Here is a 26,941-nt window from a genome sequence, read left to right as displayed (position 1 = left end):
AACAATGCACTACACCGCATAGACACCATGAACCGCGACTTGTTAAACATATTATCAAACAGTAACAAGGACATTGACAACCAGAAGCTCATGGACTACCTGGCCGGCAAACTGTCTGAGCAGGAAAAACATGAGGTAGAACGTTGGATGGTGGATAATGACTTCGCCAATGAGGCCATGGAAGGCCTGCAGGACTTTACTGCCAAAAAAGACCTCAATATATATGTAGATCAACTGAACAAGGAACTTAATCAATACATCCAGCATAAAAAACAACGCCGCGAGCGCCGCAAGATCCAGGACCAGCCCTGGACCTACCTCGCTATCTTCCTCATCCTGCTGCTCATCGTCATTGCCTACATCGTTATCAAAAAACTACAGAACTAATAGCTGATCTTATTCGGCTTCTTCATCCACTCTTCAAAAACCTTGATCGCTTCCTCCCGGCCGATATTCTCGATAGGTATCCGCCTGTTGGGCAGGGGCACATTCAGCTCCTCATAAATAAAAGAATCATCAAACCCTGCAAACGCCGCATCAAAACGCGTTCCGCCAAAAAATACCCGGTCCGGACGCGCCCAGTAAATAGCCCCCATACACATGGGACATGGCTCACAGGACGTATACAACTCACAACCCGTAAGCTGATACGTCTGCAGGTGATTACACGCATTACGGATAGCCACTACCTCTGCATGGGCAGTAGGGTCATTATTGGAAGTAACAGCATTGCAGCCCTGCCCCACGATCTCATCTCCCCGCACGATCACACAACCGAAAGGCCCCCCTTCGCCAGTATCCATACCCTTACGCGCCAGTTCAATAGCCGCCTGCATAAAACGATGTTCCCTTTCCGTCATATCAGCTTAATTTGACCCCTAAATTACAAAAATCCGGCAGGGCTTACCCGAAGACGGCCTGCCAAAATATTTCTCTATCTTGTCCATTCATAAAACTTCAAAATGAAGAAACTTCTTTTGTTTTCGCTTTGCTTATCGTCCTTGTCCGCTGTGGTTGCTCAAAAAGTGAGCTACATCGTATCCTTTCCCAACATCGTTCACCATGAAGCTAAGATCAGGGTCATTGCTTCAGACATTACCAGCAGAACAGCCATCTTCCGCATGAGCCGCTCTTCACCGGGCCGCTATGCCACCCACGAATTTGGTAAAAACGTATATGACGTCAAAGCCTTTGACAGAACAGGAAAACCCATCACCATCAACCGTATTGATGGCGATGTCTACGAAGTGCCCAGGCAGGACGGCTATGTACGGGTAGAATACACCTTATACGCCAACCATCCCGATGGCACCTATGCCGGCATTGATGAAACCAGCATCCACTTCAACATGCCCGCAGCCTTTATGTGGGTAAAAGGCATGGAAAAAGCACCTATAGACATCAAATTCGATATCCCCGAAGGGAAAAAATGGACCATTGCCACCCAGTTAAAACCGGTGAATGGCAGCCCTACCCTCTTCACTGCACCGGGATTGCAATACTTCATGGACAGTCCCACCAAAATTGGCGACCTCATCTGGAAAGAGTGGACCCTCAAAAATGCCAATGGCAAAACCTACACCTTCAGGTTGGCCATGGAAGCCAAAGCCAGTGATTCAGCCGCAACGGCCTTTGCCCGTAAAGTACAAACCATCACGGAGGAAGCCCAGGCCATCTATGGCGAAGTGCCCGCTTTTGACTACGGTACCTACACCTTCATTGCCAGCATCAATCCCTGGGTAAAGGGCGACGGTATGGAACACCGCAACTCTACCATGATCAGCATCCCTGCCGGCTTTGACGGCAACAACTACCTGCTCGATGTTTTCTCCCATGAGTTCTTCCACTGCTGGAACGTAGAGCGTATACGCCCTAAAACACTGGAACCTTTCAACTTCGAGAAAAGCAACATGAGCAATGAATTGTGGTGTGCCGAAGGCTTTACCCAATACTATGGCGACCTGCTCATCACCCGCTCCGGCTTCCAGACTGTAGACGAGTTCCTGCCTTCCCTCGCCGGCCTCATCAATACCAAGGAAAATACAGCCGGCGCCAAAAGATTTTCCCCGGCAGAAATGAGCCGTCATGCCGTATTTGTAGATGCCGGCGTAGCCATTGACAAAAGCAACTATGGCAACATGTATACCTCCTACTATCCCTATGGAGGCGCCATCGCCCTGGCCCTGGAGCTGGAACTACGCACCCGGTTCAATAACCTCACGCTCGACAGCTACATGACAGCTCTCTGGAAGAAATTTGGTAAAACAGAAGACGCCTATACCATCAGCGGACTGGAAAATGTATTGGCCGACCTTACCGGCGACAAGAAATTTGCAGAAGACTTCTTCGCCAGGTACATAACCGGCCATGAATCCTTTAACTACAAGCCACTGCTGGAAAAAGCAGGACTGGTATTAAAAAAGCCCAATGAAGGCAAAGCCTGGATAGGCAACGTGCAATACAAGGAAGGCGCCAGCCTCTCCATTGCCTCCAACACCATCATCGGCACACCACTCTACAATGCAGGCCTGGATATAGACGATCAGCTACTATCGCTGGATGGTAAGCCGGTGAAAAAGCAAAGTGATGTAGAATCCATACTGAAAGAGCATAAGCCCGGCGATGCGATCAAGATAGAATACCAGCACCGGGGCGAGGACAAAACAGCCACCCTTACGCTGGCAGGGAGCCCCTACTATAGCCTCACAACCTTAGAAAAAGAAGGTCAGACACCTACAGCCGAACAGTTGCAGTTCCGCAAAAACTGGTTCGGCAACAAAGCAAAACAACAAGGCTTCTAACAATCTTATAAAAGCAAAATGGCCTTGCAGGAATAACACCTTGCAAGGCCATTTCATTTTATTTAAACATTCAGCAGTTTAAACCAGTAACTACTTTCCAAAACCCATCCACCACTGCCGATTGCCGACTGCCGTCTACTGATACTGTATATACATCGGCTTCGGCTTCAGGCTCAGTACCTCTTCCGGCGTCATAATACGGCTGCCCGGTTCCCGGAAATCGTTCTTATAAAACAGTTTGAATCCGGTAAACTGAACAGGTTCTCTATGAATAAATGACTTGTAAGTAGTGATCTTCCTGGCCTTGGCACCCCATCCGTCCATATCCATCACGATCTGTACTTCGGGCTGTATCTTGATCTGCTTATAATTCGTAACCATCGCCTGGGTGAAGCGGTGTATCACCAGCATCTTGGGAGGCAGGTTATTCTCCTTTACAATCTTTGCCAGGTAGTTCGTCACGTAATTAATGTCAGCCGCATCAAAGCTGCCGATCACAGAGCCTGGCTTGGCGCCCGTTTTCATAGAAAACTCAGGATCAATACCAAAATGCACATGCGGCATCTTAAAATACTTCTCCAGTTGGGGCACTTCTTCCTGCACCGTTCCCAATCCCACCTGTATATCAATGAATACCAGTGCGTTGATCTTTGTTGCCATCGCCAATACCTTATCGATCTCCTTAAAAGGCATCCGCAGGCGGTACTTACCGGCAGCGCCCGGGCTTCCCTGTGCAGTAACGGCGATATAATGCAGCGCCGGCACCACTTCTACTGAAGTGTCAGCAGCCTGCCAGCGTTTCACTTCCCCCTGGAGCTTTTCCAGCATCTGTTGCTCAGGCAGTTCGCCCAAAATGCCCATCTGCTTGGAATACAGGTTGCCATAATAGGCCAGTACACGCTTCATGGGCAGGATAGCGCCGGGCAACGGGTAATCCGCCTTTACCGGCCATTTGCCGGTTGAATCACCATTTACCATCAGCTTCGTGCTGGCATCATACCAGGCTGTATCCAGTATGGTGGCTGGCGCCTCCTGTCCGGCAGGCGTCTTTTTCTCCGAAGTGTCCGTGGAATTTTGGGCAATGGCCGCTGTCTCAGCAGAGCTGGACCCGCAATTGCTAAATAAAGCAATACATACAACCGCAGAAGCATTCAATGCGGCAGCCTGGAGCCAGGTCTTTCTGTTCATAGTGAAAAACATTTTAAGGGAAGATTGGGCAGCTACTGCCTTTTGTGTTTGGTTCATAGAAGATTGCAATATACGTAACACTAAAAACGTGCCATCAATAAAAATAGTATGTAAGCGTGTATAAGTCGCTTTCGGATACCGCACACATGCATAACACCTTGCTAAAACAGGCCCGGCACAGGCCGCAAAATTAATCCCTGATGCAAGCATTAACCTGATAATAGGCGTAACTTTATAGAGATAGCATTCATTTGTTCTTTAAAATCATCTGCCATGGGTACGCTTCAACAAATCCACAACTGGAGCCTTGTGCATCATCCCCGCTGGCTGGTAGTAATACGGGTCGCACTGGGACTTTGCCTCATCTACAAAGGCATCTCCTTCATGTTTAACTCCGTCCACACCCATCAACTGCTGTATAATACCATCTTCAGCTCTTCTGCCGATGCGATCATCATCATCATTACCTGGGCGCACCTGCTGGGTGGGGTCCTCATCATCATCGGGCTGCTCACCCGCTGGGCCGTACTGCTCCAGATACCCATTCTGGTGGCCGCCATCATTATCCTGGCCAATGAATATGGCATCTTCGCTTCAGGCGCCGAACTGCCCTTTACAACCATCATCTTTTTGTTGCTGGTATTCTTCCTCGTAGAAGGCGGAGGCCCCCTGTCGCTGGACAACTACTTCAGACTGAACCCCAAGTAATGCAGGGATCTTCGGACTTCAAACCTCAGACCTCAGAGCTATTCCCCGTTATAAATTACGCCGGAAGTAGGCGTTTCATGCAACTCCAGGTGGTCCATTTCAGGCAGAAAGGGCTTCAGCCGGTTCCAGATCCATACCGCAATCAGTTCACAGGTTGGGTTCTCCAGCCCGGCTACATTATTCATGCATTTGTGGTCCAGTTCAGCTACCACCGGCTTTACAATGCCCTTCAGCACGGCAAAATCCATGACCCAGCCCAGGTGCTTATCGGGCTGCCCCTTGATCCAGATCCGCAGGCGGTAAGTATGCCCATGCATCTCCTTGCATTTATGGCCATCGGGCACATTGGGCAAATAGTGGGCAGAATCGAATGTAAACTCTTTATAAATCAGCATACAAATCCTTAAGTCGCAAAGTTACGGGCTTATCCATAAAAAAGTGGAGCTGAAAACAGCCCCACCTTCTTCAATTGGTATCTGATCTAATGGTAATTGTTACTATTTATGCAAGGTGATCGCCGGCAGATCAGTCTCCTTGTTCCGGATGATCTCTACCCCGGTGATCGTAGTATCCTGGTAGCCATTGGAGGCATTAACAAATACATCATAAGTGCCCTCCTTCAGCCCACGCACCTTGAACTCGCCATTGTGCCAGGGAATCGCATAACCCGTATCCGTCGCATTGTACACACTGATGACAGGATAGGCGTCTTTAGGCAGTACTTTGCCTTCCAGGCTGCCGGTAGTTTTTACCGTAAACACCTTAATCACCGGCCACAGCAGGAACTTACCCCTTACCGCGATAATAGACCTTGATACATCAAAGTCAAGCCATAACTGGCTGCGGCCCGGCAGGAACTCATCCCATTCCCCGCCTTTCAGCTTCAGCACAATCGTAGCCTGGGTACCGGGGAAAAGGTTCAGCGGATAAGTAACACTGTCTTTCACCAGGGAGTTATTAGTACCCAGCTCAATCTTGATCTTTTTGATCTTACCCTCAGGTATAATACCACTGGCCAGTAAAGTATCAACACCGTTGCGTAAAGAAAGCAGGTCGTACACACCTGGTACAATATCCAATGAATCCCAGTTTACGCAATGATCATCGTTGTCATCGTCATGATGGCCACGGTCATCATTATCATCGTTGCTTTTATCGCAGGTGTCAATCAATACCTGAACACTCCGGATATCAATCAAAACCTTGTCAAATAAAGCGGGATCATCAGTGAGGTACAACTTAACCTGTTGCTTACCGGCAGGCACCGGTTCATCATGCAGGGAATCATCTTTAGAACAGGCAAAGAAAACAATAGTGATAGTCACTACCATTGAGCATAAGCTCAATAGCTTTCTTTTAGTGGTCATAGTATGTAAGCGTTTTAGTGGTGAATAAAACCGTCCGGTTTTTATATTACAACTTCTATGCCTATGCCCTAAAAAGTGGATAAAAATAATATATAACCGGCATGCATCATTACCCAACCATTTGAATGTCTGTTACGTACCGCCGCCCCCGTGGTTCGTGTCCCACGGACCACCTATTCCCACCATATCATTCTCACCTGTAAAAAATAAAAGTCCACCAGTTTGGTAGACTTAATATATATTCCTATTATTGCACTCAGAATCTATTGCAGATGCTACCACAAAACTCAAAAGCACGATGTAGGTAATTCCTTATAACAGGAACATACACTCATTGTTCATCCAAACACGTAACATGAAATCTACATCCGCTTATAGCTGGCTCATAGCAGTACCGGCGCTCATCATGAACCCTTCAGACGTATTTCCGTCCAAACCGGTAAAAATAGAAGGTAACGTTATCCATAGCCTCAATGGCAGGCAGGTGGAAAATGCTTACATCTATATCATATCCGGTGAAGAAGAAGCGCTCTCCGGTAAAGATGGGGTATTCAGCATCTCTACCTGGCAGCAGCTACCGGTAACCCTTGTAGTAGAACATCCTAAATACAGGTCCCGGAAAATAAGCATCCAGGACCCCGCAAAAAGAACCATCATAAAACTCGATCCGAAATAGTCATCCGCTACTCCATAAACAATACAGTTCACTATGAAACTAAACATACTGGCCTTTGCAGTACCGCTTTTTGTTTCGTTCATGATATTGGAATATGTAGTGGCAAGGCGCAAAAAACTACCTTACTTTAACCTGCACCATTCTATTGCCAACATCAGTATTGGCATTGCCGAACGGCTGATGGATGTTTGGGTGGTTGGATTATTCTATTTCGTATACGATTACATTCAAAAACACTATGGGCTGTTCAACATAAAGCCCAACCTCTTACTCTGGATCCTGTTATTGCTGTGCACCGACTTTATGTGGTACTGGTATCACCGCCTGGCCCATGAGATCAACATCTTCTGGGCAGCCCATATCGTCCACCACCAGAGTGAGGATTTCAACTATACCGTATCGGCGCGCATTACGGTATTACAGGCCTTCATACGCACCGGCTTCTGGACAATATTGCCTTTGCTCGGATTCCCGGCGCCTATGATCACCAGTATCTTACTGGTACACGGACTTTACCCGTTTTTCATCCATACCCGGCTCATCGGCAAATTGGGTATCCTGGAATATGTGCTGGTAACCCCTTCACACCACCGGGTACACCATGCCAGCAACGAACAGTACCTCGACAAAAACTATGGCGATGTATTCATCATCTGGGATAAGCTCTTTGGCACCTTTCAAAAGGAGGAAGACAATATTGAGATCAAATATGGCTTAACGCATCCTATAAAAAGCTATAGCTTCCTGTGGCAGCACTTCCATTTTCTGGCCGAGCTTACCTACGCTATCCGGCGCACCAAAGGGGGATGGAACAAATTCAAGCTATTGTTCAGTAAACCCGAACAAATCGATCCCGCTGTACGGGAAATAGCGGAAGATCGCTTCAGGATACGGCAAAGCAATGCGCCGTTCGACAAGCCATTGAACAGGTATGTAGTATGGCAAATTGGCTTAACCATTGCCCTGCTCTTTATATTCATCCTGTTTGACCATTACCTACCATTAACACAGCAGGTACTCATCTCGCTGGCCATATTGCTGACCCTCATCAATTGCGGGGCAATCATGGAACAGAAGCAGTGGATCTATTACCTGGAGTTTTTACGCTTACTAACCCTCACCATAGGATTCATAATGGTGTATCCGGCTGTGTGGCTCAATATCCTGGCGTTGTTTGCAGCCATCCTGTTGGTGGCGTACTTCAACACCATCCGCGTGTATTACCTCCAATGGGTATATCACCGGCACAGGCGCTCCTAACATAACACGAGTTACGTGGCCGAGTGGACAGGCGAAGGTTGGCAAGACCTTCTACGGTGGTTCGACTCCACCCGTAACTGCATTGCATCGGTTCAACTTTCATACCTGAACCTCCGGGTGATGTTTCTACATCGCCTTCAATTTTATTGCATAGCAGCATGCCACTATGTGTCACATGAGTCAAACTTCTTTTTCGTATGGCAAGCAATCGTTGATGAACGGGCGGTGTTTCTACACTGCCTTTTTCTTTAATTCGCAATAATAATCTCAGGCCGCTTAATATACTGGCGGTTGTACTTGAACTTAACACTCGAATTCGCCTCTATCCGCCAGCGATCGCCAAAATAATTCTTGCGGGGAAAAAAATAGCCCTTTAACTCGATCGTCCCGAAAATAAGGCTTTCATTACGGGTGCGTATACCGCCCCCTACACTGGAGTAAAGATCACTCTTCTTGAGGTCCTGCTTTTCAGGAGTAAGTAGGGTAGCATTACCAAAAATAAAAGGAGCAAACCGGAAATTCAAAAACATCCAGGGACTAAAAAAGACAGATTCACCCTTTACTGTAGTGCGTATCTCTCCAAACGTCCTTTTCCCGTTGCGCATTTCCGGCAGGCCAAACGGGCTTTCCAGGAACAGCGGGGGATTCAGTTCTGTACCTGCCTGCAGGGTAATGCCCGCGCTGAGAAAACTACGCTGCTTCCATTTCTTGCTCAGCGTTTGCAGGCGGGAGAAAAAGTCCAGGTTAAACAGAATGTCCACATCTTCCAGCGTATTCTTATGCAGGTAGCCGCCTATGCGGGCAGTATAATTAAAATAATCTTCCTTCTCAGTGAAATAAAACCGCTGGAAATCAATGCCGGCATAAGGCCGGTCCCTTCCCTGCGTCCTTGTCCAGCCTGCAGTAAGTGAAACATCAACACCTTCAGGAACGTCTTCATTACGGCCAAAACCATACACATAACGCACCTTATAAAAATCCTGCCGGAAAATCGAAACAGAGCCCAGGGCAGCTACCCTATCAATATAGTCATAATAAAACTCCTCCGAAAACACCTTCGGCACCTCCTGGAACTGCTTCCTGAAAAAACGCACGCCCAGCAACGTACGCGTACGGCCGTTCTGGTTTTGTACATTACCCACACTATAAGCACCGGTATTCCATCCCAGCCAGGTATCATAATTAAAATAGCGATAGTGGGCGTCAGACTCATAAATAGAATCGGGGAGATACATATTTTGCGTCTTGTGGTAGGCCACCTCACCGGCATAAGTAAACCGCAGGTAAGGATGTACCAATGGCCTGATCAGCCGGGCATAATAAGTGATCTCCTCATCCCGCCCGCTGTTAAAGGCATCATTAAAATCATCGTAGCCTACATACCCATCAATAAAAGAACCGGCAATATTCCGCTTAATAAATTCCGCGCCATAACCAACCTTCTCCTTGCGTTGCTGATCATACAGCAGGCTGCCCTGCAGGCGGTCGCCCCAGCCGCCCAGGTTATCTTCCCGGATCGTTCCGCTCACGCTGGTACTATTGTGCATACGGAAGGAGCCGCCGATAGACAATACATCTTTGGTAAAAATGGTGATGTCCACTGAATCAAAACTCCTGTCGGATGACCGTATCACAATCCTGGCATCCTGCAAATAAGGCTGATCACGCAGGTGACGTTCATTATCGGCCAGCAGGTAAGGGAATACCCGGTCGCCCACCTTAAAGAACAGGTTATTCCTGATCACGTAGCCCCTTGTCTTATGATGGAAATTATTGGCCAGGTTCGTGAGCCAGTTCTTAAACGTTTTGCTGGTATCTGTAATAAGCGTACCGAAATCAAGTCCGGCGATCGTAATACTGCGGATGACCCGGCCATTATAAATACTGAAAAGCAGGTCGTTCCTGATGGGGCCGGTAACCACATCCCCGGTGGGATTATTGGAAAGCAGGTTCCGGGCCAGCTTGCCCAGCAGCCCTTTGCGTTTCAGGATAAAGCTATCAATAGAGGCCCTCTTTACGGTATCAGACTTCAGGTCGACCTTCTTAATGGCAGTATCAGGCGTTACCTGGGCCGGCGATTCTATCGCCGGCAACAGGGCCAGGGCACAACAAAAAAAAATGAATAACCACTTGAACAGCATAGCTTCCCACCTGATTATGAACGGCAAAATAAGCTTTTAGATAGAATTAGCGCTGCAAAAGCGATACCCCGCAAGTGGGTAGTGGCCAATAATGGCTTAATATTTTGTTAACCTGTGCTGAGCATTGTCACCCTGAGCCTGTCGAAGGGCCGTTGAAGGCAGTTTCTACAAACGTAGCCCGGTAAATACATCTCTTTTAAGGTCATCTACAGCCTCCGCCCAACAACTTATAGGCAATTTGCCACCATTCATTAACCAATAACTACACTTTGCTCAATACTTCTTTCTATAGGATGCTGTACGTAGTAGCTTTGTGTCAACAAAGGAACAATTAACCAGATGAACCTTATCAGACCAGAGAACCTTATCAGAATATTAAACCTTGTCAGCATGGTCTTTGTTCCTTTTGTTTTCAACACGTACCCTGTTTTCGTACCACAAAAGATGCAGAAGCAGAGGCAGAGCGGCCCGTGGGAACAGCAGTTCATTTAACCCTTATCCGTACGGCTTATCAGACAACTAAAAAAGCCGGGACTTTGTGCAGAGAGACGTGAGACAAGTATAGCAGACATTGAAAACGAATTTATTCAGGCATTACGGCAGTGAAGTATTGTGAAGGAAATCAAGTCAGCCAAACCCGTAACACCATGAATGAAGTGCAGTAAGCGAGCAAGATCAGTCCCGGTTCTTTTTTCCCAACACAGGTTACAGTTTTTTCAAAGGAATACATATTGGATGGTTTACCCAACTCCCTCTTTGTCTAAAGAGGGAGTTTTTTTATTTCCCTGTCAGCCTGAGCCTGTCGAAGGCGCTAACAACCCACCACAACCTCACCCCGTTAATTATCTCCCCGTACACACCAGTTATTCATCCCCCTTTCTTCCCCGCCCATATACACCCCAACTTTGCGACCGCATTCATTCAATCTTTAATCATTTAAATCAAACATGAAAATGAAAAATGTTAAGCACCTCGTAATGGCCCTCCTGGTAATCGTAGCAGGCATTACCTCCTGTAAAAAAGAAACCACACCTCCGGCACAGGCAGGCACCAATGAAATAACAGAAACACAAACCAATGTCCTCCTCCCGGCAACCAAATTCCGCCTCACCAAACAGGGAAATACTTATCTGCACTACCAGAACGACGGAAAACTGTGGAGGGTCATCTTCAGCCCCACCAACTACATCGAATATTCCTGGGTATTCAATGGAGTAATAGCCACCAACTACATTGACAACAAAAAATACTCTACCAATTATACGATGATCAATGGCAGTGGAAAATGCTACCACTCTACCTTTAAAAAATACAAAGGTGATTTGGTCGATTTTCAATGGAGCTGGAAATATGAATACTTCAACAACCAGCTCATCAAACAGGTAAACCCCGATGATGCAGACGAACGTTATGAATTTACCTACAATGTCGATGGAAACCTGGAAAAGATCAATTACTATAGCAAGCAGGGTGTCTTGACCAACACAACCGCCATTAAATACAATCTTGTAATTATCGGTCCGAAAGTCGACAAAAGCCCCATCAATCCCGAAACAGCAGAAATAGAAAGATACCTGCAGTTATACGGCAAATTCAGTGATTACCTTCCAATGAGCATAAAACAAACATTCATACCCAACAATACCATTACAAAAAGTACCAGCTACATCTATAGCCTCAATGAAAATGGTTATGTAAAAACCCGGAAATGGCAGGAATGGGGTATTCTTAAAGAAACAGCCGAATACCAATACCAGCAAATACGATAAGGCGCGATCAGTTAATAATGAAAAACTCCCTTGCATCATGCAGGGAGTTTTTATTTTATCAGGTCCTTAAAAATTAGGCGTTATTGCGATACCAATGGCAGGCAGATAATCACTTTGGTGCCAGTAGCTTCCTGTACACCATTATACAAGTCTACCACCTCCACACCGGCCGCTTTGCCCGTACGCTCACTGATAAGCTGCAAACGTTCCCTGGTTACCTGCAGGCCAACGCTTTTATGGGAGGTTAACTTCTTACTCTTTAATTCCTGCGCCTTGCCCCGACCTACCCCGTCATCTTCCACGATACACTCCAGGTGACCGTTGGAGGGCTGGATAGTCACCGTGATCATTCCCTTACTCTTTTTATGGGCAATGCCATGCAAAATGGAATTCTCAATATAAGGCTGTATGATCATCGGGGGCACAGAAGTATTCTCCTTGTGCAACGAAGCATCAACCTGCACAGAGAAATCAAACTTATTGTCGAACCGCAGTTGCTCCAGCTCCAGGTACAACTGCAATTGTTCCACCTCGCTGCCCAGGTTGATCCAGTCCTGCCGGGAATTGTCCAGGATCAGCCGCATCAGGCGGGCAAACTTTACCAGGTACTTCTCGGCATTGTCACTGTCGTTTTGCAGTACGAACAGGCGAATGGCATTCAAGGAGTTGTACAGGAAATGCGGGTTCATCTGCGACCGCAGGGCTTTCATCTCCGAAGAAGTAAGCCTTTCCCGGAACTCACTCTTCACCTGCTGCTCTTTCACCAGCCTTTTTTCACGCAGCTTTACGATCAGTACAATACACGCGATCACCAGCAGCCCCACCACAATCCGGAACCACCAGGTTTCCCAAAAAGGCGGCTTAATATAAATAGACAGGACGGTGGCCTCACTCCAGGGACCATCTTTATAGCGGGCTTTCACTTCAAACTGATAATCGCCGCCGCTTACGCCTGTATAAGGAGCAAAATTGCGGTTGCTGATCACCCAGTCCTTATCATAATTCACCAGGCGGTAGGCATATTCAATAGCAGCATCCTGATGCAGGCTCAGCGTAGAAAAGTCAATTGTAAAAAAGTTCTCCTTATAAGTAAGGTTCACAGAACTGTTATTCCGGTAGAGCGGCGTCAGTTTCTCAAAGACGGTAATGCCACTGATTACCGGAACGGGTTTATTACGCTTGGTATTGATCTGCAAGGGATCTACCACTATAAAACTACCCACGCTACAAAAAACCAGCCTGCCATCATTCAACAAGCACCGTCCCCCTGAGAAAAAATTATTCTCCCGTTGACCAAAATCTATATAAGGATTCTCAATGCTTTCATTCAAAGGATCGAATAGGGTATAACCTTCATAGGTCCCTATCCAGATCTTACCTTGCTTATCCGGCAGCACTGTTTTACACACATCCATAATTAGGCCGTCCGCCTCCATCCATGATTTAAAACTATTGTCTGCCGGATCAAAACGAATAAGCCCTCCACCTTCTGTTGCCATCCATACCTTGCCTCTTTCATCGGCATAAAGATCATTAATGGGCCGTTGCAAAACCAATGGCTTTTTATTCCGGTCAGGAATAAAAGATTCAAAATCATCCCTGGCCCGGTTATATTTGTACAGCCTGCCAGAGTAAGTACCCATCCATACATTACCCTGCTTATCCTCTGATATTGATTTCACATAACTGCCTTTAGAAGGATCAACATGCACACTATCCGGGTTATAACGCACACATTGCCTGGTTGCAGGATCATAGCGGTAAAGGAACTTTGACCAGGCAGAAAACCAGATCTGCCTTCGCTTGTCCATATAGGTCCAGTGAATATAGGCCTCATCTAATCGTTCTTCAGGTCCCGCAGGATTGAATTGCCTGAACCGGTGGGTAACCGGATTGAAGATATGGATACCTTCATTCGTGCTTAACCAAAGCTCATCATCAATACGGGCGATATGTATAATAGTATTAACAGCCACTTCCGTTTTCCCCCGGGCAGGTACCATGAAATGTTCATACTGGTTGGTAGTAAAGTCATAACGCACTAACCCCTTCCCTATACTGCCCAGCCATAAAACACCTTGCTCATCGGCAGCAAGGGAATTAAAGTTAGGCGACTTTTTAAGTGCTGGCAGTTGCTGTACAGGCTTGTGTACCGAACGAAAAGTATGGGCAGGATTATAAACAGACAACCCATACAAGCCGCCAATATACACAGCACCATCCCGGGTTTGCAGGGCTGCCCAGAAGAAATCAGAACCAATACTGGATGGGCTGGCTGCATCATGTGTTACCTCCCGCCAGGTTTCCTGGTTCGCTTGTTTGTAAGTCACAAAATAATGCGCACTGCTGGCCCAGGCATTGTTATTTCTATCAAAGAATAGCTGGGATAAAGGAGCAGAACTATTCCCGGGGTTATTTTTCACTATTGCATCAGTATCCGCCAATGATTTGGTATCCGGCGAATAATAAACAATCTGATTCCGGTTATAGTCACCATACACCAGTCTGCCCAGTTTATCAAAAGTCAACGGATAAGTATTGTGATTATCAAATAAGGGCAACTGCTGCGGGTTATGGCGGTAACTGAAGGCCACCTTCTTCTTTATATCAAAACAATTAATACCACTTACTGTGCCGATCCATAATAACTGATGCTTAGGATCCAGCGTCATAGCATTACGGTGCACCCGGTTTGAACTTAATGTAGTAGAATCAGCAGGATCAAATCTGTATCTTTTAAAATGATCGCTGCCCGGAATAAATTCATACAGCCCTCCTAAAGTAGTTACCCAGATAGTACCTTCATGATCACAAACAATATTGCTCACGTCATTTTCCCGGGAAGCATCCCCGGATCCTGTTGCAAGCAGGTAATTAATAAAAAGGTTACGCTCCTTATTATACCGGCTTACACCATTAGGTGTTCCCAGCCATATATCCCCTGTTTTGTCTTCACAGATGGCACTAACATTATTATGGGCCAGGGAATGAGGGTTATTACGGTCATATTTAAATACTACAAAGCGGGATCCATCATACCGGTTCAGCCCGTTGAAAGTACCTATCCAGATATACCCTTCCCGGTCCTGCCAAAGACTGTTCACCAAATTATAAGAAAGCCCGTCTTTAGTGGTAAAAGTCTTAAATACAAAGTCCTGCGACTGGGCAACAGTGAGCAGGTGCCACAAAAGGCCAATAATACCAAACAGCAGTTTTTTGTTCACGTTGGAGGCGATGGACGATAAATTGATCATTCAAAGATAGAAATACAGAAGAAGACTGCCATGTTAGTTATTAACCCAATGCTACCAGTTATTCATCTTGGCTTCCCGCCCCCTGCCATCCGCCCTAATTTGGTGGCGTAAATCAGCACTAATGAAACATCTTATACTACTCATGGCCATGTCGGGTGTACTCGCAGCAAAAGCGCAATCCCTGGAGCGGAAAACAATAGCGCCTGCCGGTGCCGACCTGGTAGCCCCCAACTGCCAAATTTCCTTCACCCTGGGGGAGATAGCCACCACTACCGTCAGCAATGGCAACCTCTTGCTTACCCAGGGCTTTCAGCAACCGCTTGCCGTAGGGCTGAACAATCCACTGCCAGTAACCCTCACTTACTTTACGGGTGCCATCAGGGAAGGTCAAACATTCCTGGAATGGAAAACAGCCCAGGAGTTCAATACCGATCATTACCAGGTAGAGCGGGCTGCCGATGGCATACACTTTACAACGTTGACCATTGTTAAAAGCAAAGGTAACAGCACCACGCCCACCTGGTACGATGCCATTGATGCCGCCCCCTTCGCCCCCGTTACTTATTATCGACTCAAGATCTTCGATAAAGACCTCAGCTTTAAATATTCTCCCATTGTCATCATCAAAAAGGAACTAACCGGCGGCGTGTCTGTATTCCCCAATCCGGTTGTAGGGAAAATTTCCATTGCCGTCAACAGCACACAGAAAATAAGTGACACCTGGTCTATCATCAACATGAGTGGTCAGCAGGTAGCGGTCAAGCCGGTAGCCCTGCAACAGGGATTGAATACCATCAACTGGGACCTGCATGCCCTGCCACCTGCTACCTATTTCATCCGGTCGGCCGGTAACACCTTCCCTGCCCTCAAAATCATTAAACAATAAACCTTACTGCAGATTTCCGATCTTTATGACGCTGCCGGGCAGGCCGCCGGAACAACTGTTATACTCACCATGAAATTAAAACAACCATGACCGCTATTATTGTTGATGACGAAAAACACTGCCGCGATGTGCTGGCCCTCTTACTACAGAAATTTTGCCCGCAGGTACAAGTGCTGGCTTCCTGCGCTGATGGTCAGGCAGGCGTGGATGCCATCACCCTTCACCGGCCCGACATGGTATTCCTTGATATAGAAATGCCCGGCATGAATGGTTTTGATATGCTGGAAGCCTGCCGCTATACCAATTTCAAGCTCATCTTTACCACCGCCTACAATGAATATGCCATCAAGGCCATTCGACACAATGCGCTGGATTATATCTTAAAACCGGTAGACAAGGATGAACTCGTACAGGCCGTACAAAGGGCCGCACAGCAACGTTCATCCCAACCCTCCAACCAAATAGAAGGGTTGATCGAATACCTCAACAGGCAAAAAGCAGGCGACCGTATTGCCCTGCCCACCCTCGAAGGCTTGCAGATACTGCAAAGCGAAGACATCTATTACTGTGAGTCCGAGGGCGGCTATACCCGCTTCTTCCTGAACAATGGCAAAGTATCGCTCATTTCCAAAACCCTCAAAGAGGTGGAAGAAGTACTGGAAAGCAAAGGATTTTGCCGTATCCACAACAGCTACCTCATCAACCTGCGCTACGTACAAAAATACATACGGGGCGATGGCGGGGAAGTCATCATGGCCAATGGCTCCAACATACCTGTATCAAGAAACAAAAAACAGGACTTCCTTAACCTCCTGGAAAAGATATAATACAACGCTAATTCATCATTTTAGTTACCTTCATTTCCAGACCCTGTAATTGATAATGAAGTCTAAAATGGATGTATAATGGTTTTTCGCGCTGCTGTCACATTGCTCGGATTATTAAAGGCCGCTTACCGGGAATTTAAAAAAAATGATCCCTTGCGCATGGCAGCCGCCACAGCATTCTTTACCACCTTTGCCCTGCCGGCTATCCTCATCCTGCTCATACAGATCTTCGGGCTCATCATGGGCCGCAGGACCATTGGCCGGCAGTTCTTCAGCGGGCTTACCGACATACTAGGCCCCAATGCAGTGGATGAAATGCGGGAAACCCTGCGCAACGTACGTTCGCTGGTACAAACCTGGTACATTGCCGCCGGCCTGTTCGTCTTCCTGCTCTTCGTAGCCACTACCCTTTTTAAAGTCATCAGGGATTCATTGAACCAGTTATGGGATATACGTATAAAAGACGGTTACGGGTTAAAACTACAGCTAAAGCAAAGAGGCAGGTCATTCATAGCCATTATCTTCGCAGGCATCCTCTTCCTGTCGGTACTCTTTGCAGAAGGCGTAATATCCCTGTTACCGGAGCGGGTGGTATTCCTGGTAAGGCTTTTAAAACAACTCATCTCCATAGCCGCCGCTACAGCCTGGTTCGCCGCCCTGTTTAAATACCTGGCCGATGGATATACTACCTGGCGTGTAACAATCGGAGGGGCCCTCTTTACCAGTTTGCTCTTTACCATAGGGAAAATGATACTGGGCGTATTGCTGTCGTACAGTGCCATCAAAAACATCTACGCCACTTCCACCTCTTTTGTATTGCTCCTGCTCTTTGTATTCTATTGCTCCTTCATGTTCTACTACGGCGCCAGTTTTCTGAAAGTATGGGCCGCACATAAACGCCAACCGGTCATTCCACACCACCATGCCCTGAAATACAAACTATCTCCTGCTGAAATGGAATAAAGAAAATAAAAACTGGCGGTCACCGGCGTTAAACTTTTGATATTTCTCACGGTCTCTTATACGTACCCGGTTTGAAACAGCGCCCTGCCCATCCTGCGGCAGTATAAGTACCTGTTTCATAATGTGGAACAATATACCCCGCCGTAAGATCGTAACTTTTTTATTTACTAAAACACACAGTTATGAAGACTATCAAAGTATGTCTGATCGCTATTTCCATGGCCGCAACATCAACGGCCAGCGCACAATTGGGATTAACAGGAGCTACATCAGCTACTGCAAAAGTACTAACAGGGATCAACACAGCAGGGGTTAGCAATGCATTAAGGGCCACTACGCTCAGCACACAAGCGGCCACCAGCAAGGCATTGCAGGCAACAAAAACGTTGACAACAGGCAGCAATGCGACTGTTGCAGGCAACACCAACACAACAGCAGCAGTAAACGCCGGCCTGGATGGGGACCTGCAGGTGAATGCCCAATCAAACAGTGAAATAAACCAAACGGTGACCAGCACTGCAAAAGAAACAATAACAGATACAAAGGAAAAAGCAGTAGAAAAAGTAAAGGAGATCAAAACCCGTACAGAGTCTGCCGTAAAATCAACAACCGGCAAAGTAGCTGAAGCAACAAGCGACAAATCTGTACAGGTAAGCTCTGCAACAACCGTTGCCACAGCATCAAAAGTTAGATCACATTAATAACAACAAACCGGGAAATCCTCCTGCGTGGAGGATTTCTTCCTTCCCTACACAATCACCTGTTATGAAAGCATTTCTGTTATACGGGTCTGTAAGCCTGCTGTCCATCTACGGATACAGTCAGGTATCCGATTCTGCTTCCACCGGCAGCAAAACAAACTTTGTTATAGGCGCCGCCTATAACTCCGCCATCAACTACTATGGCAGAACCGATAGCCTCCACAGTAAAGCATTCATTCCCTTTACCGGCATCAACTTCCGGAATGGGATCTACCTCAATGCCAGCTTTGCATTCATCAGCAATGAGCTTGCTACCAAATATGCAGCCTCCATTGTGGAAACAGGTTACCGGTTTAAGAATAAGAAAGAAAACTGGACAGGTAACATCTTTGTCAATGGCTTTTTCTATGACAAACAAAGTGGCCTGGTTCAATCGGCCCTGAAAGGTTCCGCCGGCATCAACCTATCCCATACCAATAAAATACTCAACCTCAACGTTGGCGGGGATGTAAAATGGAGTGATGCAGCAGACTTTACTGCCTTTGCAGGCCTGGACCATCTCTTCAGAACAGAGCAACTGGGCCCCGGCGTGCTCGTTATTGATCCATCTGTTTATCTCTATGCAGGTACGCAGCGTTTTACAGAAACTTATTACCAGGATAAGCAATTCCTCATTTTCCCGGCAGGGCAGGAAGCAATCACCCGGAGCAGCAGCCGGTTCAACCTGCTCTCTTACGAACTGTCATGCCCGGTAGTCTATGGTTACAAAAAAGTGCAACTGATCGTAAACCCGTCTTACGTAATACCGGAAAATCTAATTTCCGTTCCCGGGCGGCCCGATCTTTCAGAACAGGGAACCAACCTCTTTTACATAGTAACCGCCATCCGGTTTACATTATAAATAGGATAAGCTGTCACCCTGAGCAATGTCACCCTGAGCCTGTCGAAGGGTACTTTACAAAAGCAGTTACAATATTTCCCTGACATGCTTCCTGATATTATCCGCAATCTTTTGCGTAGGAAGGTCATTGGCATCATCGCCAAAGGGATCTTCAATCTCTTCCGCGATCAGCTCAAGGCTGGCCAGCACATAAAAAATAAAGGCTACTACAGGGATCGTGATATAGCCCATGCTGAACACAAAGCTCAGCGGCAGCGTCATCACATAAAAGAAAATGAACTTCTTCAGGAATACACTATAGGAGAAAGGAATGGGAGTATTCTTGATCCGCTCACAGGCGCCGCATACATCGGTAAAAGACTGCAGTTCCGCATTCAACGTAATCAGTTGATCGCCTTTAATAATACCCTCCTGGTATAGGCGGTTTACCCGTTGCAGTAACAAAGCGGCTACCTGGTTGGGTACATGCTTGGCCGCATCCAGTTGGCCCAGTTCAGGATGTTCTTTTTCATCCAGCGCCAGCCGGGTGCTCTCGGCGCCAAGGTGCCGGGAAAGCACAGAAGCATACATAGGAATGACCCGGCGGAAAAAAGCGCGGTTACCCTCATCAGTAGGCTCCAGCATGGCATTCATCTTAATAGCCAGGTTCCGGCTGTTATTGACCAGGGAACCCCAGAGCTTACGTCCTTCCCACCAGCGGTCATAAGCCGTATTTGTACGGAATACCAGCAACATCGAGATCACAAAGCTCAGTAGAGTATTCATCATCGAAATATTCTTCAGGTAATTATTCTGGCTGAGCCGGAAAATCTCAATCTCCAAAACAGCAATGATACCCGAATACACACAAATACCCAATATAAGCGGCGTCAGTGACCGTAACGTATCGGCTTTATGAAAGCGGAAAATAAAAGTAAACCAGTCTTTAGGATTATAAGTGATCATACTACAAAAATAGCCGCCTGCAGGAAATGAAAAAGAGGTTGTACAAAAGAAGCTTTAAATATTCCGTATACCGCTTACGCGGATAAACCAAAGAACGCAAAGTTTTAATCATTCATGTTCTTCATCATTGCGTTTTCCCCCTTTGTTTTATTGCGAAATAAGGCCCCTTTGACAACCTCTCATATCTTTTGGTTAGATAGCAATCGAAAGAAATGGGTGGAGTTACTCAAGGATTACCGTTTTGCCGGAGGTACGGAGTGTAAAGATCGGCTAACTGAACAGCGTAAAATTAAGGCGCTTTTTCGTAAACACCAATATTCCCGGCTGGGTTCATGACTTATTGCGCCTTACAGATCATAAGAAACGTACTATTACACAAATAATGAGTATTTTTTACATTTATTCCTGCCGGCCATGTGGAAATAGCCCATTACCAAACCCAGGCACAGCAAAACCTTTATCGTTCCATAAACCTATACAACATACTATCCTTGAAACACATAAAACCCGGCTAATGCCGGGTTTTTATAGGCGGATAGCGCTGCCCGGAAATATTTTCTCAAATTTGTCCTGCGCCTTCTTCTTTGTTCGTCATACTGGCGGCAACTGCATTATTAATCTTAAAACACAGTATTATGAAAGAGTTTATGTTCATTTTCAAAGCCCCCTATTATGAAGACCTGAATTTGAGCGCCCAGGAAGCGGAAAGCAATATGTACAAATGGATCAATTGGGTAAAGCAGCTCAGGAGCGAAGGCGTATATGTAGAAGGCCGCCCGCTGATGAAAGGAGGAAAGATCGTATCCGGTAAAAATGCCGTAGCAACGGATGGGCCTTTTGCAGAAAGCAAGGAACTCGTAGGCGGTTACTTCATTGTCAAGGCCAATAATATAGAGGAGGCCATAAAACTCACCAGGGGATATCCCGATTTCGACATCAATGGAAGCATAGAAGTACGGGAAGTAATGGTCGTGCCGAAACCAGCAGAAGCATAAAACCCAAAACACAATATACCGTTACGGATTACCAGTTGCCGGTACAGGTAACTGGTATCCGCTAACCAGCCATTCAACGCAGCAACGTGTCACACGAATCACCTCAGCAGGTTGTGGAGCATCTTTTCCGGCATGAATCCGGGAAAATGATGGCTGTGCTTACCCGTGTATTTGGTATACATAACCTCAGCATGGTGGAAGATGTGGTCCAGGAAGCATTCCTGAAAGCGGCACAAACCTGGCGTTATGGCCAGTTGCCCGATAACCCGGCAGCATGGCTCATGCGGGTAGCTAAAAACAAAGCCATTGACATCATCCGCCGGCAGCACCTGACACGTCTGTATTCAGAAGACCTCGCCCAACAACTACAGGCACAGGCCGATGAAGCAGTGGAGACAGCAGCGCAGTTTTTCCTCGATACTGAAATTGCCGACAGCCAGTTGCGTATGATCTTCGCCTGCTGCCATCCTTCCCTGAAAGAAGAAGACCAGATAGCGCTGACCTTAAAAACCATCTCCGGTTTCAGTACGGCAGAAATCGCCCGGGCTTTGGTAACCAACGAAGCCACCATCCAGAAACGGCTCTATCGAGCCAAACAATTCCTGCAGGAAGAACACATTGCTTTGGAGATTCCCATAGGCAACCAGCTCACAGAACGGCTGGAGATCGTGTATGCTGTATTATACCTGCTGTTTAATGAAGGGTATAACTCCTGTAAGGAAGATGAGCTGATACGCCGCGACTGCTGCGTGGAAGCCATGCGCCTGGTGGTCCTGCTGTCTAACCATGCGGTAGGCAACCGGCCGGCCACCTTTGCCCTGCTGGCCCTCATGTGTTTCCAGGCATCCCGCTTTGAAAGCCGCATAGGAGAAAACAATACCATCATCCTACTGCAACACCAGGACCGCAATACCTGGGATAAAGACCTTATCAACAAAGGCTTTCAATACCTCAATCATTCCTCGCAGGGACAGGAGCTGACCATCTTTCATATTGAATCGGCCATTGCAGCGGAACATTGCATGGCCGGCAGCTTCGAACAAACCAACTGGGAGCGCATGCTCTACCTCTATGACCTGTTGCTGGAACAAAAACCAACCGCACTGGTGAAGCTGAACCGCGCCATTGTACTGGCACAACTGGATCAGGCCGGACAAGCCCTCCGGGAGATCCGGCAAATTGAAGGCATTGACAAACTGTTGGCCACCCAATACCTGTACAGCGCCGTCATGGGCGACCTGTATAGCCAGGTGGGCGACTGCATCAATGCCCGTAAACTTCTACAGCAGGCGCATGAGCTCACCACTTCCCTCGCAGAAAAAAAGCTCATCCTGGAAAAGATCAATCAATTGGAGAAAATCCACCTCAGCTAAAAGAAGCCACGCTTCCTGCGATTCTAACACAACAGCGCTTTACATTTGTAGCATGAAATCATGGCTGGTATGCTTATCAGGCTTGCTCCTGTTACAATCCGTTTCCACTGCCCAATCGCGCCGGGAAGACATCTATTCCGGTTTTGTATTGTATGATAAACGGGCCTGGCTGGAAAAAGACCTCCGGGAAAACGTCATTGGCCGCACCTTCACCCAACCGGTTGACAGCAATTCGGAATACCGTTTTGAATCGGCCTGCCTGGCCATCTCCCAGTTTCAGTTTACCGGTACCGGGATCACCCAGGGCTTCGACAAGCTCTTCCTGCAATATGATTCCCTGCAATACGATACCAAAAGAGCCTTACTGGAAGCCGTATACGCCACCTATCCCAACAGCTATGCACCCCAGGTGCAAGCCATATTGCAGAAAGAAACACATCCTAAACTATTTGCGATGTGCGCTGCCTATCTCTTCCGCCAGGATACTTCCACCAACAATATCAACAATATCAAGATCAGGATGGTGGAGCAGTTCAGCAATTATGATTCTATACCATTGCTGTTAGCACTGGAAAATCACCTCAATAGCTGGCTGCCCAACAGCACACACAAAACACCCGACATAGCCGCCCTGTTTAGCTACCAGGCGGTGCGCAAACAAAAAACCATCTACTCCTTTCAACGCTGGAACCGCGATTATCCAGGCCTTGCTATTGTACAGGATGTGACCGGCCGCTTCATGCGGCATCCCGATGGCCGTTTAATGATCTTTGAGCAACTGGCACGTTCTGCTTCCAACCTGCCTTACTTCATTACCAATGGCAGCACCCCGCAGGGCATCTACAGCATACAGGGCACTGCTGTATCGGGCAATACATTCATAGGGCCTACACCCAATCTTCAACTCGTGATGCCCAATGAAAGCAACTGGGATAAATACTTCCAGCTACCGCCCTGGGAGCATTGGGACAGCACCCGGGATTCCATGCAGGCTTACCTTGAACTATTACCACCGGCCTGGAGAAAATACACACCGGCTACCGAAGCCTTTTATGCTGGTCTCATTGGCCGCACGGAGATCATTGCCCACGGCACTACCATCGACCCGGAATACTTCAAAAACAAGCCCTGGTATCCGCTCACGCCTACCAATGGTTGTCTTTGCGCCAAAGAACTATGGAATGTTTCCAATGGCCGCCTGTTGGTAAGTGAGCAGTTCAACCTCGTGAGCACTTTCATGGCCACGCCCGGCAACAAAGGCTATCTCTTTGTCATTAACCTCGATGACCAGCAGGCACCCGTCACCCGCGCCGAACTGGAGCGCTATGTAAAAGCCTATGAACGAGGGAAGTAATACAGATGCCCTGTACTGGTACACCTGGGTGGGACATTTAAAGTGCGCCTTTACCCCGGCGCTTAGCCGGAGGATAGTCGGAGGACAAGCGGTCACTGAGACCTGACGGATCTCGCTTAGCCACAGATTGTGGCAAAACCTGCCAGGTTTCCGGGCATGAGTTTCCCCTATGCAAGCCTCGCCCAATCCTTCTTTCATCCTTGTACCAACTATATATTGAGTGCGCTTTAACCTACAAGGATAGAACAAGGATCACACAAAGTTGGCACTACCCTGCCAATATACCCACTTCAGGGTATTGCCCTGACAGTCAATATTTATTAATTTCAATTTCAATATATATGGCAAGATTTACCGGCATACCGCCCATTACGGGAACCATTGGTCCCGTTTGCATCTACAAGATGTATGGAAGGTATTTTATACGTACCCGTAGCTCACTGACTGGCAAAAGGGTAAAGAAAGACCCGGCCTTCCGCAAGACCATGGAGTATGCCCGTCTGCTGGCCAAAGCCTCCCGCATAGGTTCAGCAGTATATACCGCCCTGCCGGCAGAACGCAGACAACATGCCCTGTACCGCAAGCTCACTGGCGAAGCCATGACCTGGCTAAAGTACGAGTGGAAGGAAGCAGATATTATAGCTTACCTCACCAAACAATATACCGGCCGGGAAGTACCGCCTGCCGAACCCGAAGTGGTGCAAATCCGGATGCCTTACCGCCGCGGATCAAAGCGGTTAAAAAGTACACTGCAAGACCTGATCAATCCAACACCGGAAAAGAAACTGCCGCACCGGCTTTATGCTTACCGGCTCGAAGAACGAAGGCTCCGACGGCAATACAATGCAGCACTTACTACTTATCCGTGGACCGAATATGTGATGACATGAGGAATGGATGCATTAACCGGCTACCATTCTCAACTGTTCATCAATCCTATTCATAAACGCTCCTTTATTCTTACGTACCCAGCTTTCAAATCTTTGCATAGATGGGTTTAATCCATAGCTTTCAATCAAATCCAATTGTCGTTGGGGAATGTACAGGCGTTGTACTTCAAACATGTTGGCCAATTCTTCTGCGCCGGAGAATCCAAATGCGGCATACGTATCCCTGGGAATGTAATTAAAATAGACATCCCGCTCCAATACCTTTGAAAAGATCTGTGCATATTCTGCACAAGTCAGATCTTCACCCACCACGCCTACTGTTCTACCCATATATTCCTGGGGATGGTCAAAAATGGAAGCTACCACAGTGCCAAAATCCTCCACACTAACCATAGAAAGTTTGGTATCTCCCTGTGGAAAACCAAAATAAAAACGGTCATGTTCATCTTTTTGCAATTGGAAGAAACTGAAGAAATTCTCATAATAAAATGCGATCTCGACAAATGTAGCCGGCAATTGCATTTCCTTCGTGTACTCTTTTAACGCGGCTTTCATATCGCAATGAGGAACAGGTAGCCTGCCACCACTCAACTTATTGTAATCGGGCAATGAGCTGTACACAAAATGCTGAATGCCCGCCTGCTTCACCGCATCAATAAGGTTTTTGCCTTGCTGGTATTCTTTTCCAAAATGTTCCCAGAAGTTGGTAACTCCAAAAACACCATACACATCTTTCAAAGCCTGCTGCAGGCTTTCGATGTTATCAAAATCACCTGCTGCTATTTCGGCTCCTGCCTGTTGCAATGCTTTTGCGCTGTCAGACTGAACATTCCTGGTAAGAATACGGATAGTAAATTTCTTGTTTTGCAGTAAAGCGTTGGCTATACTTCCCCCTTGTGCACCGGTAGCGCCGGTTACTAAAATGATCTTTCTCATAGCTGATAAATAATTGATACAATGTTTACGATCCGGATAACAGGGGCAAATTACCGGCGTTTATGGCCCAACACAATGAATGAAAGGTGTGAACTGGTGAAACGGGGGCATGAACTGTATATCGCTAACCAATTTCCTTTTTTATAAGAAAGCTGTCAGAATGATCTTTGTACTATTTGTATAAAGGCCTCCCGGTAATCATCGCGTTCACTCATTCCATTATGCCCGGCGCCTTGCAGGGTAATTAACGTGTCCTTTTCTTTGAAGAGCTTGCTTAATTTTACAGATGACTCATAGGATATCACCTCGTCGGCGTCACCATGGAAGAGCACAACAGGCATTTTACATTGGGGGAGGAATTGATTGGTTTCAAACTTATATTTAAGGAGAAAAGGAGGCAAAAACGGATAGTGGCTTCGCATCATGTGGGTAAGACTGTAATAAGGAGCCTGTAATAGCAACATTCGTGCTTTGCGCCGGGATGCCAGCCGGGTAGCAGCGCCTGTACCAATGGAATATCCAAGAATAATGATTGAATCTTCCTGGTAAGCAGTTTTAATACTGTCATAAACAGATTGAACATCACTATAGAACTGGTTTTGGCTGCTGATCACTCCTTCGCTTTTTCCATATCCCCGGTAGTCCAGCATAAAAAGATCATATCCTGCATCTGTGTAAAACGTTGCCACCTCACCCCAGCCATCCAGCGAACCGGCGTTGCCATGCAGGTAGAAAATAAGTCCGCGGGAACTATCAGCTTTGAATAACACCCCGTTCACCAACTTGCCGTCTTTCATCGTAAATGACATTTCCTGAAAGGGTTGATCAAACCTGAAGCGATGGTCCTTTGAAAGCTTCTCCGGGAAGAAGATCAGCTTCTCCTGCAGGAAATAAGCCAGACAGCAGATAACTACATAAAAGGCTGTTATAATGATAAGTGTGTTGACCAATAGTTTTTTTGTGCGGATATTCATATTATTAAAAGAAATGGCCTGACTGCAAATAC

The 26,941-nt window shown here is 47.0% G+C and carries 24 protein-coding genes; 15 read left to right on the top strand and 9 right to left on the bottom strand.

All coding sequences use genetic code 11. The features are described from left to right. The first annotated feature begins 27 nt into the window (after positions 1–27). Positions 28–387, top strand: a complete 360-nt coding sequence (locus HB364_RS19150; protein WP_167289904.1) for a hypothetical protein — start codon at positions 28–30, stop codon at positions 385–387. On the opposite strand, the gene HB364_RS19145 is transcribed toward HB364_RS19150, so the two are convergent. Beyond that, positions 384–860: a nucleoside deaminase gene (locus HB364_RS19145; protein WP_167289903.1), complete on the bottom strand. Its 477-nt coding sequence runs from the start codon at positions 858–860 to the stop codon at positions 384–386. The genes HB364_RS19150 and HB364_RS19145 overlap by 4 nt on opposite strands. Positions 861–962: 102 nt before the next feature. On the opposite strand from HB364_RS19145, the gene HB364_RS19140 reads away from it, so the two are divergent. Continuing rightward, entirely contained in the window at positions 963–2,801 is a 1,839-nt protein-coding gene (locus tag HB364_RS19140) for a M61 family metallopeptidase (RefSeq protein ID WP_167289902.1), read from the top strand. 135 nt (positions 2,802–2,936) lie between these two features. Here the strand turns inward: HB364_RS19140 and HB364_RS19135 are convergent, their stop codons facing one another. Then, entirely contained in the window at positions 2,937–3,989 is a 1,053-nt protein-coding gene (locus HB364_RS19135) for a hypothetical protein (RefSeq protein ID WP_167289901.1), read from the bottom strand. A 273-nt stretch (positions 3,990–4,262) separates the two neighbouring features. Here HB364_RS19135 and HB364_RS19130 point away from each other — a divergent pair, with 273 nt between their 5' ends. Then, complete coding sequence (locus tag HB364_RS19130) at positions 4,263–4,697, top strand: DoxX family protein (protein ID WP_167289900.1); 435 nt, start codon at positions 4,263–4,265, stop codon at positions 4,695–4,697. Between the two features lie 38 nt (positions 4,698–4,735). Here HB364_RS19130 and queD read toward each other — a convergent pair whose 3' ends face one another. Both queD and HB364_RS19120 read right to left on the bottom strand, forming a co-directional pair. Further along, positions 4,736–5,092 (bottom strand): 6-carboxytetrahydropterin synthase QueD, encoded by a 357-nt coding sequence (gene queD, locus HB364_RS19125; RefSeq protein WP_167289899.1) that lies wholly within the window; start codon positions 5,090–5,092, stop codon positions 4,736–4,738. A 102-nt stretch (positions 5,093–5,194) separates the two neighbouring features. Continuing rightward, complete coding sequence (locus tag HB364_RS19120) at positions 5,195–6,064, bottom strand: DUF4382 domain-containing protein (RefSeq protein WP_167289898.1); 870 nt, start codon at positions 6,062–6,064, stop codon at positions 5,195–5,197. 355 nt (positions 6,065–6,419) lie between these two features. On the opposite strand from HB364_RS19120, the gene HB364_RS19115 reads away from it, so the two are divergent. Together HB364_RS19115 and HB364_RS19110 are read left to right on the top strand one after the other, a co-directional pair. Then, positions 6,420–6,740, top strand: coding sequence for a hypothetical protein (locus tag HB364_RS19115; RefSeq protein WP_167289897.1), 321 nt, complete (start codon positions 6,420–6,422; stop codon positions 6,738–6,740). A 33-nt stretch (positions 6,741–6,773) separates the two neighbouring features. Then, on the top strand, positions 6,774–8,000 hold the full coding sequence (locus HB364_RS19110; protein WP_167289896.1) for a sterol desaturase family protein: 1,227 nt from the start codon (positions 6,774–6,776) through the stop codon (positions 7,998–8,000). 248 nt (positions 8,001–8,248) lie between these two features. On the opposite strand, the gene HB364_RS19105 is transcribed toward HB364_RS19110, so the two are convergent. Continuing rightward, positions 8,249–10,168 (bottom strand): BamA/TamA family outer membrane protein, encoded by a 1,920-nt coding sequence (locus HB364_RS19105; protein WP_167289895.1) that lies wholly within the window; start codon positions 10,166–10,168, stop codon positions 8,249–8,251. 926 nt (positions 10,169–11,094) lie between these two features. Between HB364_RS19105 and HB364_RS19100 the strand changes: the two genes are divergently transcribed. Continuing rightward, entirely contained in the window at positions 11,095–11,910 is an 816-nt protein-coding gene (locus HB364_RS19100; protein WP_167289894.1) for a hypothetical protein, read from the top strand. A gap of 80 nt (positions 11,911–11,990) precedes the next feature. On the opposite strand, the gene HB364_RS19095 is transcribed toward HB364_RS19100, so the two are convergent. After that, the gene (locus tag HB364_RS19095; RefSeq protein ID WP_167289893.1) at positions 11,991–15,164 is read right to left on the bottom strand and encodes a ligand-binding sensor domain-containing protein; all 3,174 of its coding nucleotides are present in this window, start codon (positions 15,162–15,164) and stop codon (positions 11,991–11,993) included. A 121-nt stretch (positions 15,165–15,285) separates the two neighbouring features. Here HB364_RS19095 and HB364_RS19090 point away from each other — a divergent pair, with 121 nt between their 5' ends. From HB364_RS19090 to HB364_RS19070, 5 genes are all read left to right on the top strand, one after another. Further along, positions 15,286–16,050 (top strand): T9SS type A sorting domain-containing protein, encoded by a 765-nt coding sequence (locus HB364_RS19090; protein ID WP_167289892.1) that lies wholly within the window; start codon positions 15,286–15,288, stop codon positions 16,048–16,050. An 86-nt stretch (positions 16,051–16,136) separates the two neighbouring features. Further along, positions 16,137–16,877: a LytR/AlgR family response regulator transcription factor gene (locus HB364_RS19085; protein ID WP_167289891.1), complete on the top strand. Its 741-nt coding sequence runs from the start codon at positions 16,137–16,139 to the stop codon at positions 16,875–16,877. 78 nt (positions 16,878–16,955) lie between these two features. Further along, complete coding sequence (locus HB364_RS19080; protein WP_167289890.1) at positions 16,956–17,840, top strand: YihY/virulence factor BrkB family protein; 885 nt, start codon at positions 16,956–16,958, stop codon at positions 17,838–17,840. Between the two features lie 182 nt (positions 17,841–18,022). Continuing rightward, complete coding sequence (locus tag HB364_RS19075) at positions 18,023–18,541, top strand: hypothetical protein (protein WP_167289889.1); 519 nt, start codon at positions 18,023–18,025, stop codon at positions 18,539–18,541. A 64-nt stretch (positions 18,542–18,605) separates the two neighbouring features. Continuing rightward, positions 18,606–19,442, top strand: a complete 837-nt coding sequence (locus HB364_RS19070; protein ID WP_167289888.1) for a hypothetical protein — start codon at positions 18,606–18,608, stop codon at positions 19,440–19,442. 66 nt (positions 19,443–19,508) lie between these two features. On the opposite strand, the gene HB364_RS19065 is transcribed toward HB364_RS19070, so the two are convergent. Next, positions 19,509–20,387 (bottom strand): bestrophin family protein, encoded by an 879-nt coding sequence (locus tag HB364_RS19065; RefSeq protein ID WP_167289887.1) that lies wholly within the window; start codon positions 20,385–20,387, stop codon positions 19,509–19,511. Positions 20,388–21,022: 635 nt separating this feature from the next. On the opposite strand from HB364_RS19065, the gene HB364_RS19060 reads away from it, so the two are divergent. From HB364_RS19060 to HB364_RS19045, 4 genes are all read left to right on the top strand, one after another. Further along, the gene (locus tag HB364_RS19060) at positions 21,023–21,382 is read left to right on the top strand and encodes a YciI family protein (protein ID WP_167289886.1); all 360 of its coding nucleotides are present in this window, start codon (positions 21,023–21,025) and stop codon (positions 21,380–21,382) included. Between the two features lie 86 nt (positions 21,383–21,468). Then, a complete protein-coding gene (locus tag HB364_RS19055) occupies positions 21,469–22,755 on the top strand; it encodes an RNA polymerase sigma factor (RefSeq protein ID WP_167289885.1) in 1,287 nt (428 codons plus the stop codon). A gap of 52 nt (positions 22,756–22,807) precedes the next feature. Next, entirely contained in the window at positions 22,808–24,109 is a 1,302-nt protein-coding gene (locus tag HB364_RS19050) for a hypothetical protein (RefSeq protein ID WP_167289884.1), read from the top strand. A gap of 341 nt (positions 24,110–24,450) precedes the next feature. Then, complete coding sequence (locus HB364_RS19045; protein WP_167289883.1) at positions 24,451–24,999, top strand: hypothetical protein; 549 nt, start codon at positions 24,451–24,453, stop codon at positions 24,997–24,999. A 12-nt stretch (positions 25,000–25,011) separates the two neighbouring features. Here HB364_RS19045 and HB364_RS19040 read toward each other — a convergent pair whose 3' ends face one another. Beyond that, positions 25,012–25,935 carry an NmrA/HSCARG family protein gene (locus tag HB364_RS19040; RefSeq protein ID WP_167289882.1) on the bottom strand — a complete coding sequence of 308 codons (924 nt, stop codon included), beginning with the start codon at positions 25,933–25,935 and terminating at the stop codon, positions 25,012–25,014. 155 nt (positions 25,936–26,090) lie between these two features. Next, positions 26,091–26,909, bottom strand: coding sequence for an alpha/beta hydrolase (locus HB364_RS19035; RefSeq protein ID WP_167289881.1), 819 nt, complete (start codon positions 26,907–26,909; stop codon positions 26,091–26,093). Positions 26,910–26,941 lie beyond the last annotated feature (32 nt).

Source organism: Paraflavitalea devenefica (assembly GCF_011759375.1).
In the GTDB taxonomy this organism is placed as follows: Bacteria; Bacteroidota; Bacteroidia; order Chitinophagales; family Chitinophagaceae; genus Paraflavitalea; species Paraflavitalea devenefica.
Note: the sequence above shows the minus strand (reverse complement) of the source record. Positions and strands in the feature narration are given on the sequence as shown.

What these genes read in the sequence shown, in the direction of transcription:
- HB364_RS19150 (WP_167289904.1), top strand. Translation starts at nt 28, where the DNA reads ATGAACCGCGACTTGTTAAACATATTATCAAACAGTAACAAGGACATT.
- HB364_RS19145 (WP_167289903.1), bottom strand. Translation starts at nt 860, where the DNA reads ATGACGGAAAGGGAACATCGTTTTATGCAGGCGGCTATTGAACTGGCG.
- HB364_RS19140 (WP_167289902.1), top strand. Translation starts at nt 963, where the DNA reads ATGAAGAAACTTCTTTTGTTTTCGCTTTGCTTATCGTCCTTGTCCGCT.
- HB364_RS19135 (WP_167289901.1), bottom strand. Translation starts at nt 3,989, where the DNA reads ATGAACAGAAAGACCTGGCTCCAGGCTGCCGCATTGAATGCTTCTGCG.
- HB364_RS19130 (WP_167289900.1), top strand. Translation starts at nt 4,263, where the DNA reads ATGGGTACGCTTCAACAAATCCACAACTGGAGCCTTGTGCATCATCCC.
- queD (WP_167289899.1), bottom strand. Translation starts at nt 5,092, where the DNA reads ATGCTGATTTATAAAGAGTTTACATTCGATTCTGCCCACTATTTGCCC.
- HB364_RS19120 (WP_167289898.1), bottom strand. Translation starts at nt 6,064, where the DNA reads ATGACCACTAAAAGAAAGCTATTGAGCTTATGCTCAATGGTAGTGACT.
- HB364_RS19115 (WP_167289897.1), top strand. Translation starts at nt 6,420, where the DNA reads ATGAAATCTACATCCGCTTATAGCTGGCTCATAGCAGTACCGGCGCTC.
- HB364_RS19110 (WP_167289896.1), top strand. Translation starts at nt 6,774, where the DNA reads ATGAAACTAAACATACTGGCCTTTGCAGTACCGCTTTTTGTTTCGTTC.
- HB364_RS19100 (WP_167289894.1), top strand. Translation starts at nt 11,095, where the DNA reads ATGAAAAATGTTAAGCACCTCGTAATGGCCCTCCTGGTAATCGTAGCA.
- HB364_RS19095 (WP_167289893.1), bottom strand. Translation starts at nt 15,164, where the DNA reads ATGATCAATTTATCGTCCATCGCCTCCAACGTGAACAAAAAACTGCTG.
- HB364_RS19090 (WP_167289892.1), top strand. Translation starts at nt 15,286, where the DNA reads ATGAAACATCTTATACTACTCATGGCCATGTCGGGTGTACTCGCAGCA.
- HB364_RS19085 (WP_167289891.1), top strand. Translation starts at nt 16,137, where the DNA reads ATGACCGCTATTATTGTTGATGACGAAAAACACTGCCGCGATGTGCTG.
- HB364_RS19080 (WP_167289890.1), top strand. Translation starts at nt 16,956, where the DNA reads ATGGTTTTTCGCGCTGCTGTCACATTGCTCGGATTATTAAAGGCCGCT.
- HB364_RS19075 (WP_167289889.1), top strand. Translation starts at nt 18,023, where the DNA reads ATGAAGACTATCAAAGTATGTCTGATCGCTATTTCCATGGCCGCAACA.
- HB364_RS19070 (WP_167289888.1), top strand. Translation starts at nt 18,606, where the DNA reads ATGAAAGCATTTCTGTTATACGGGTCTGTAAGCCTGCTGTCCATCTAC.
- HB364_RS19065 (WP_167289887.1), bottom strand. Translation starts at nt 20,387, where the DNA reads ATGATCACTTATAATCCTAAAGACTGGTTTACTTTTATTTTCCGCTTT.
- HB364_RS19060 (WP_167289886.1), top strand. Translation starts at nt 21,023, where the DNA reads ATGAAAGAGTTTATGTTCATTTTCAAAGCCCCCTATTATGAAGACCTG.
- HB364_RS19050 (WP_167289884.1), top strand. Translation starts at nt 22,808, where the DNA reads ATGAAATCATGGCTGGTATGCTTATCAGGCTTGCTCCTGTTACAATCC.
- HB364_RS19045 (WP_167289883.1), top strand. Translation starts at nt 24,451, where the DNA reads ATGGCAAGATTTACCGGCATACCGCCCATTACGGGAACCATTGGTCCC.
- HB364_RS19040 (WP_167289882.1), bottom strand. Translation starts at nt 25,935, where the DNA reads ATGAGAAAGATCATTTTAGTAACCGGCGCTACCGGTGCACAAGGGGGA.
- HB364_RS19035 (WP_167289881.1), bottom strand. Translation starts at nt 26,909, where the DNA reads ATGAATATCCGCACAAAAAAACTATTGGTCAACACACTTATCATTATA.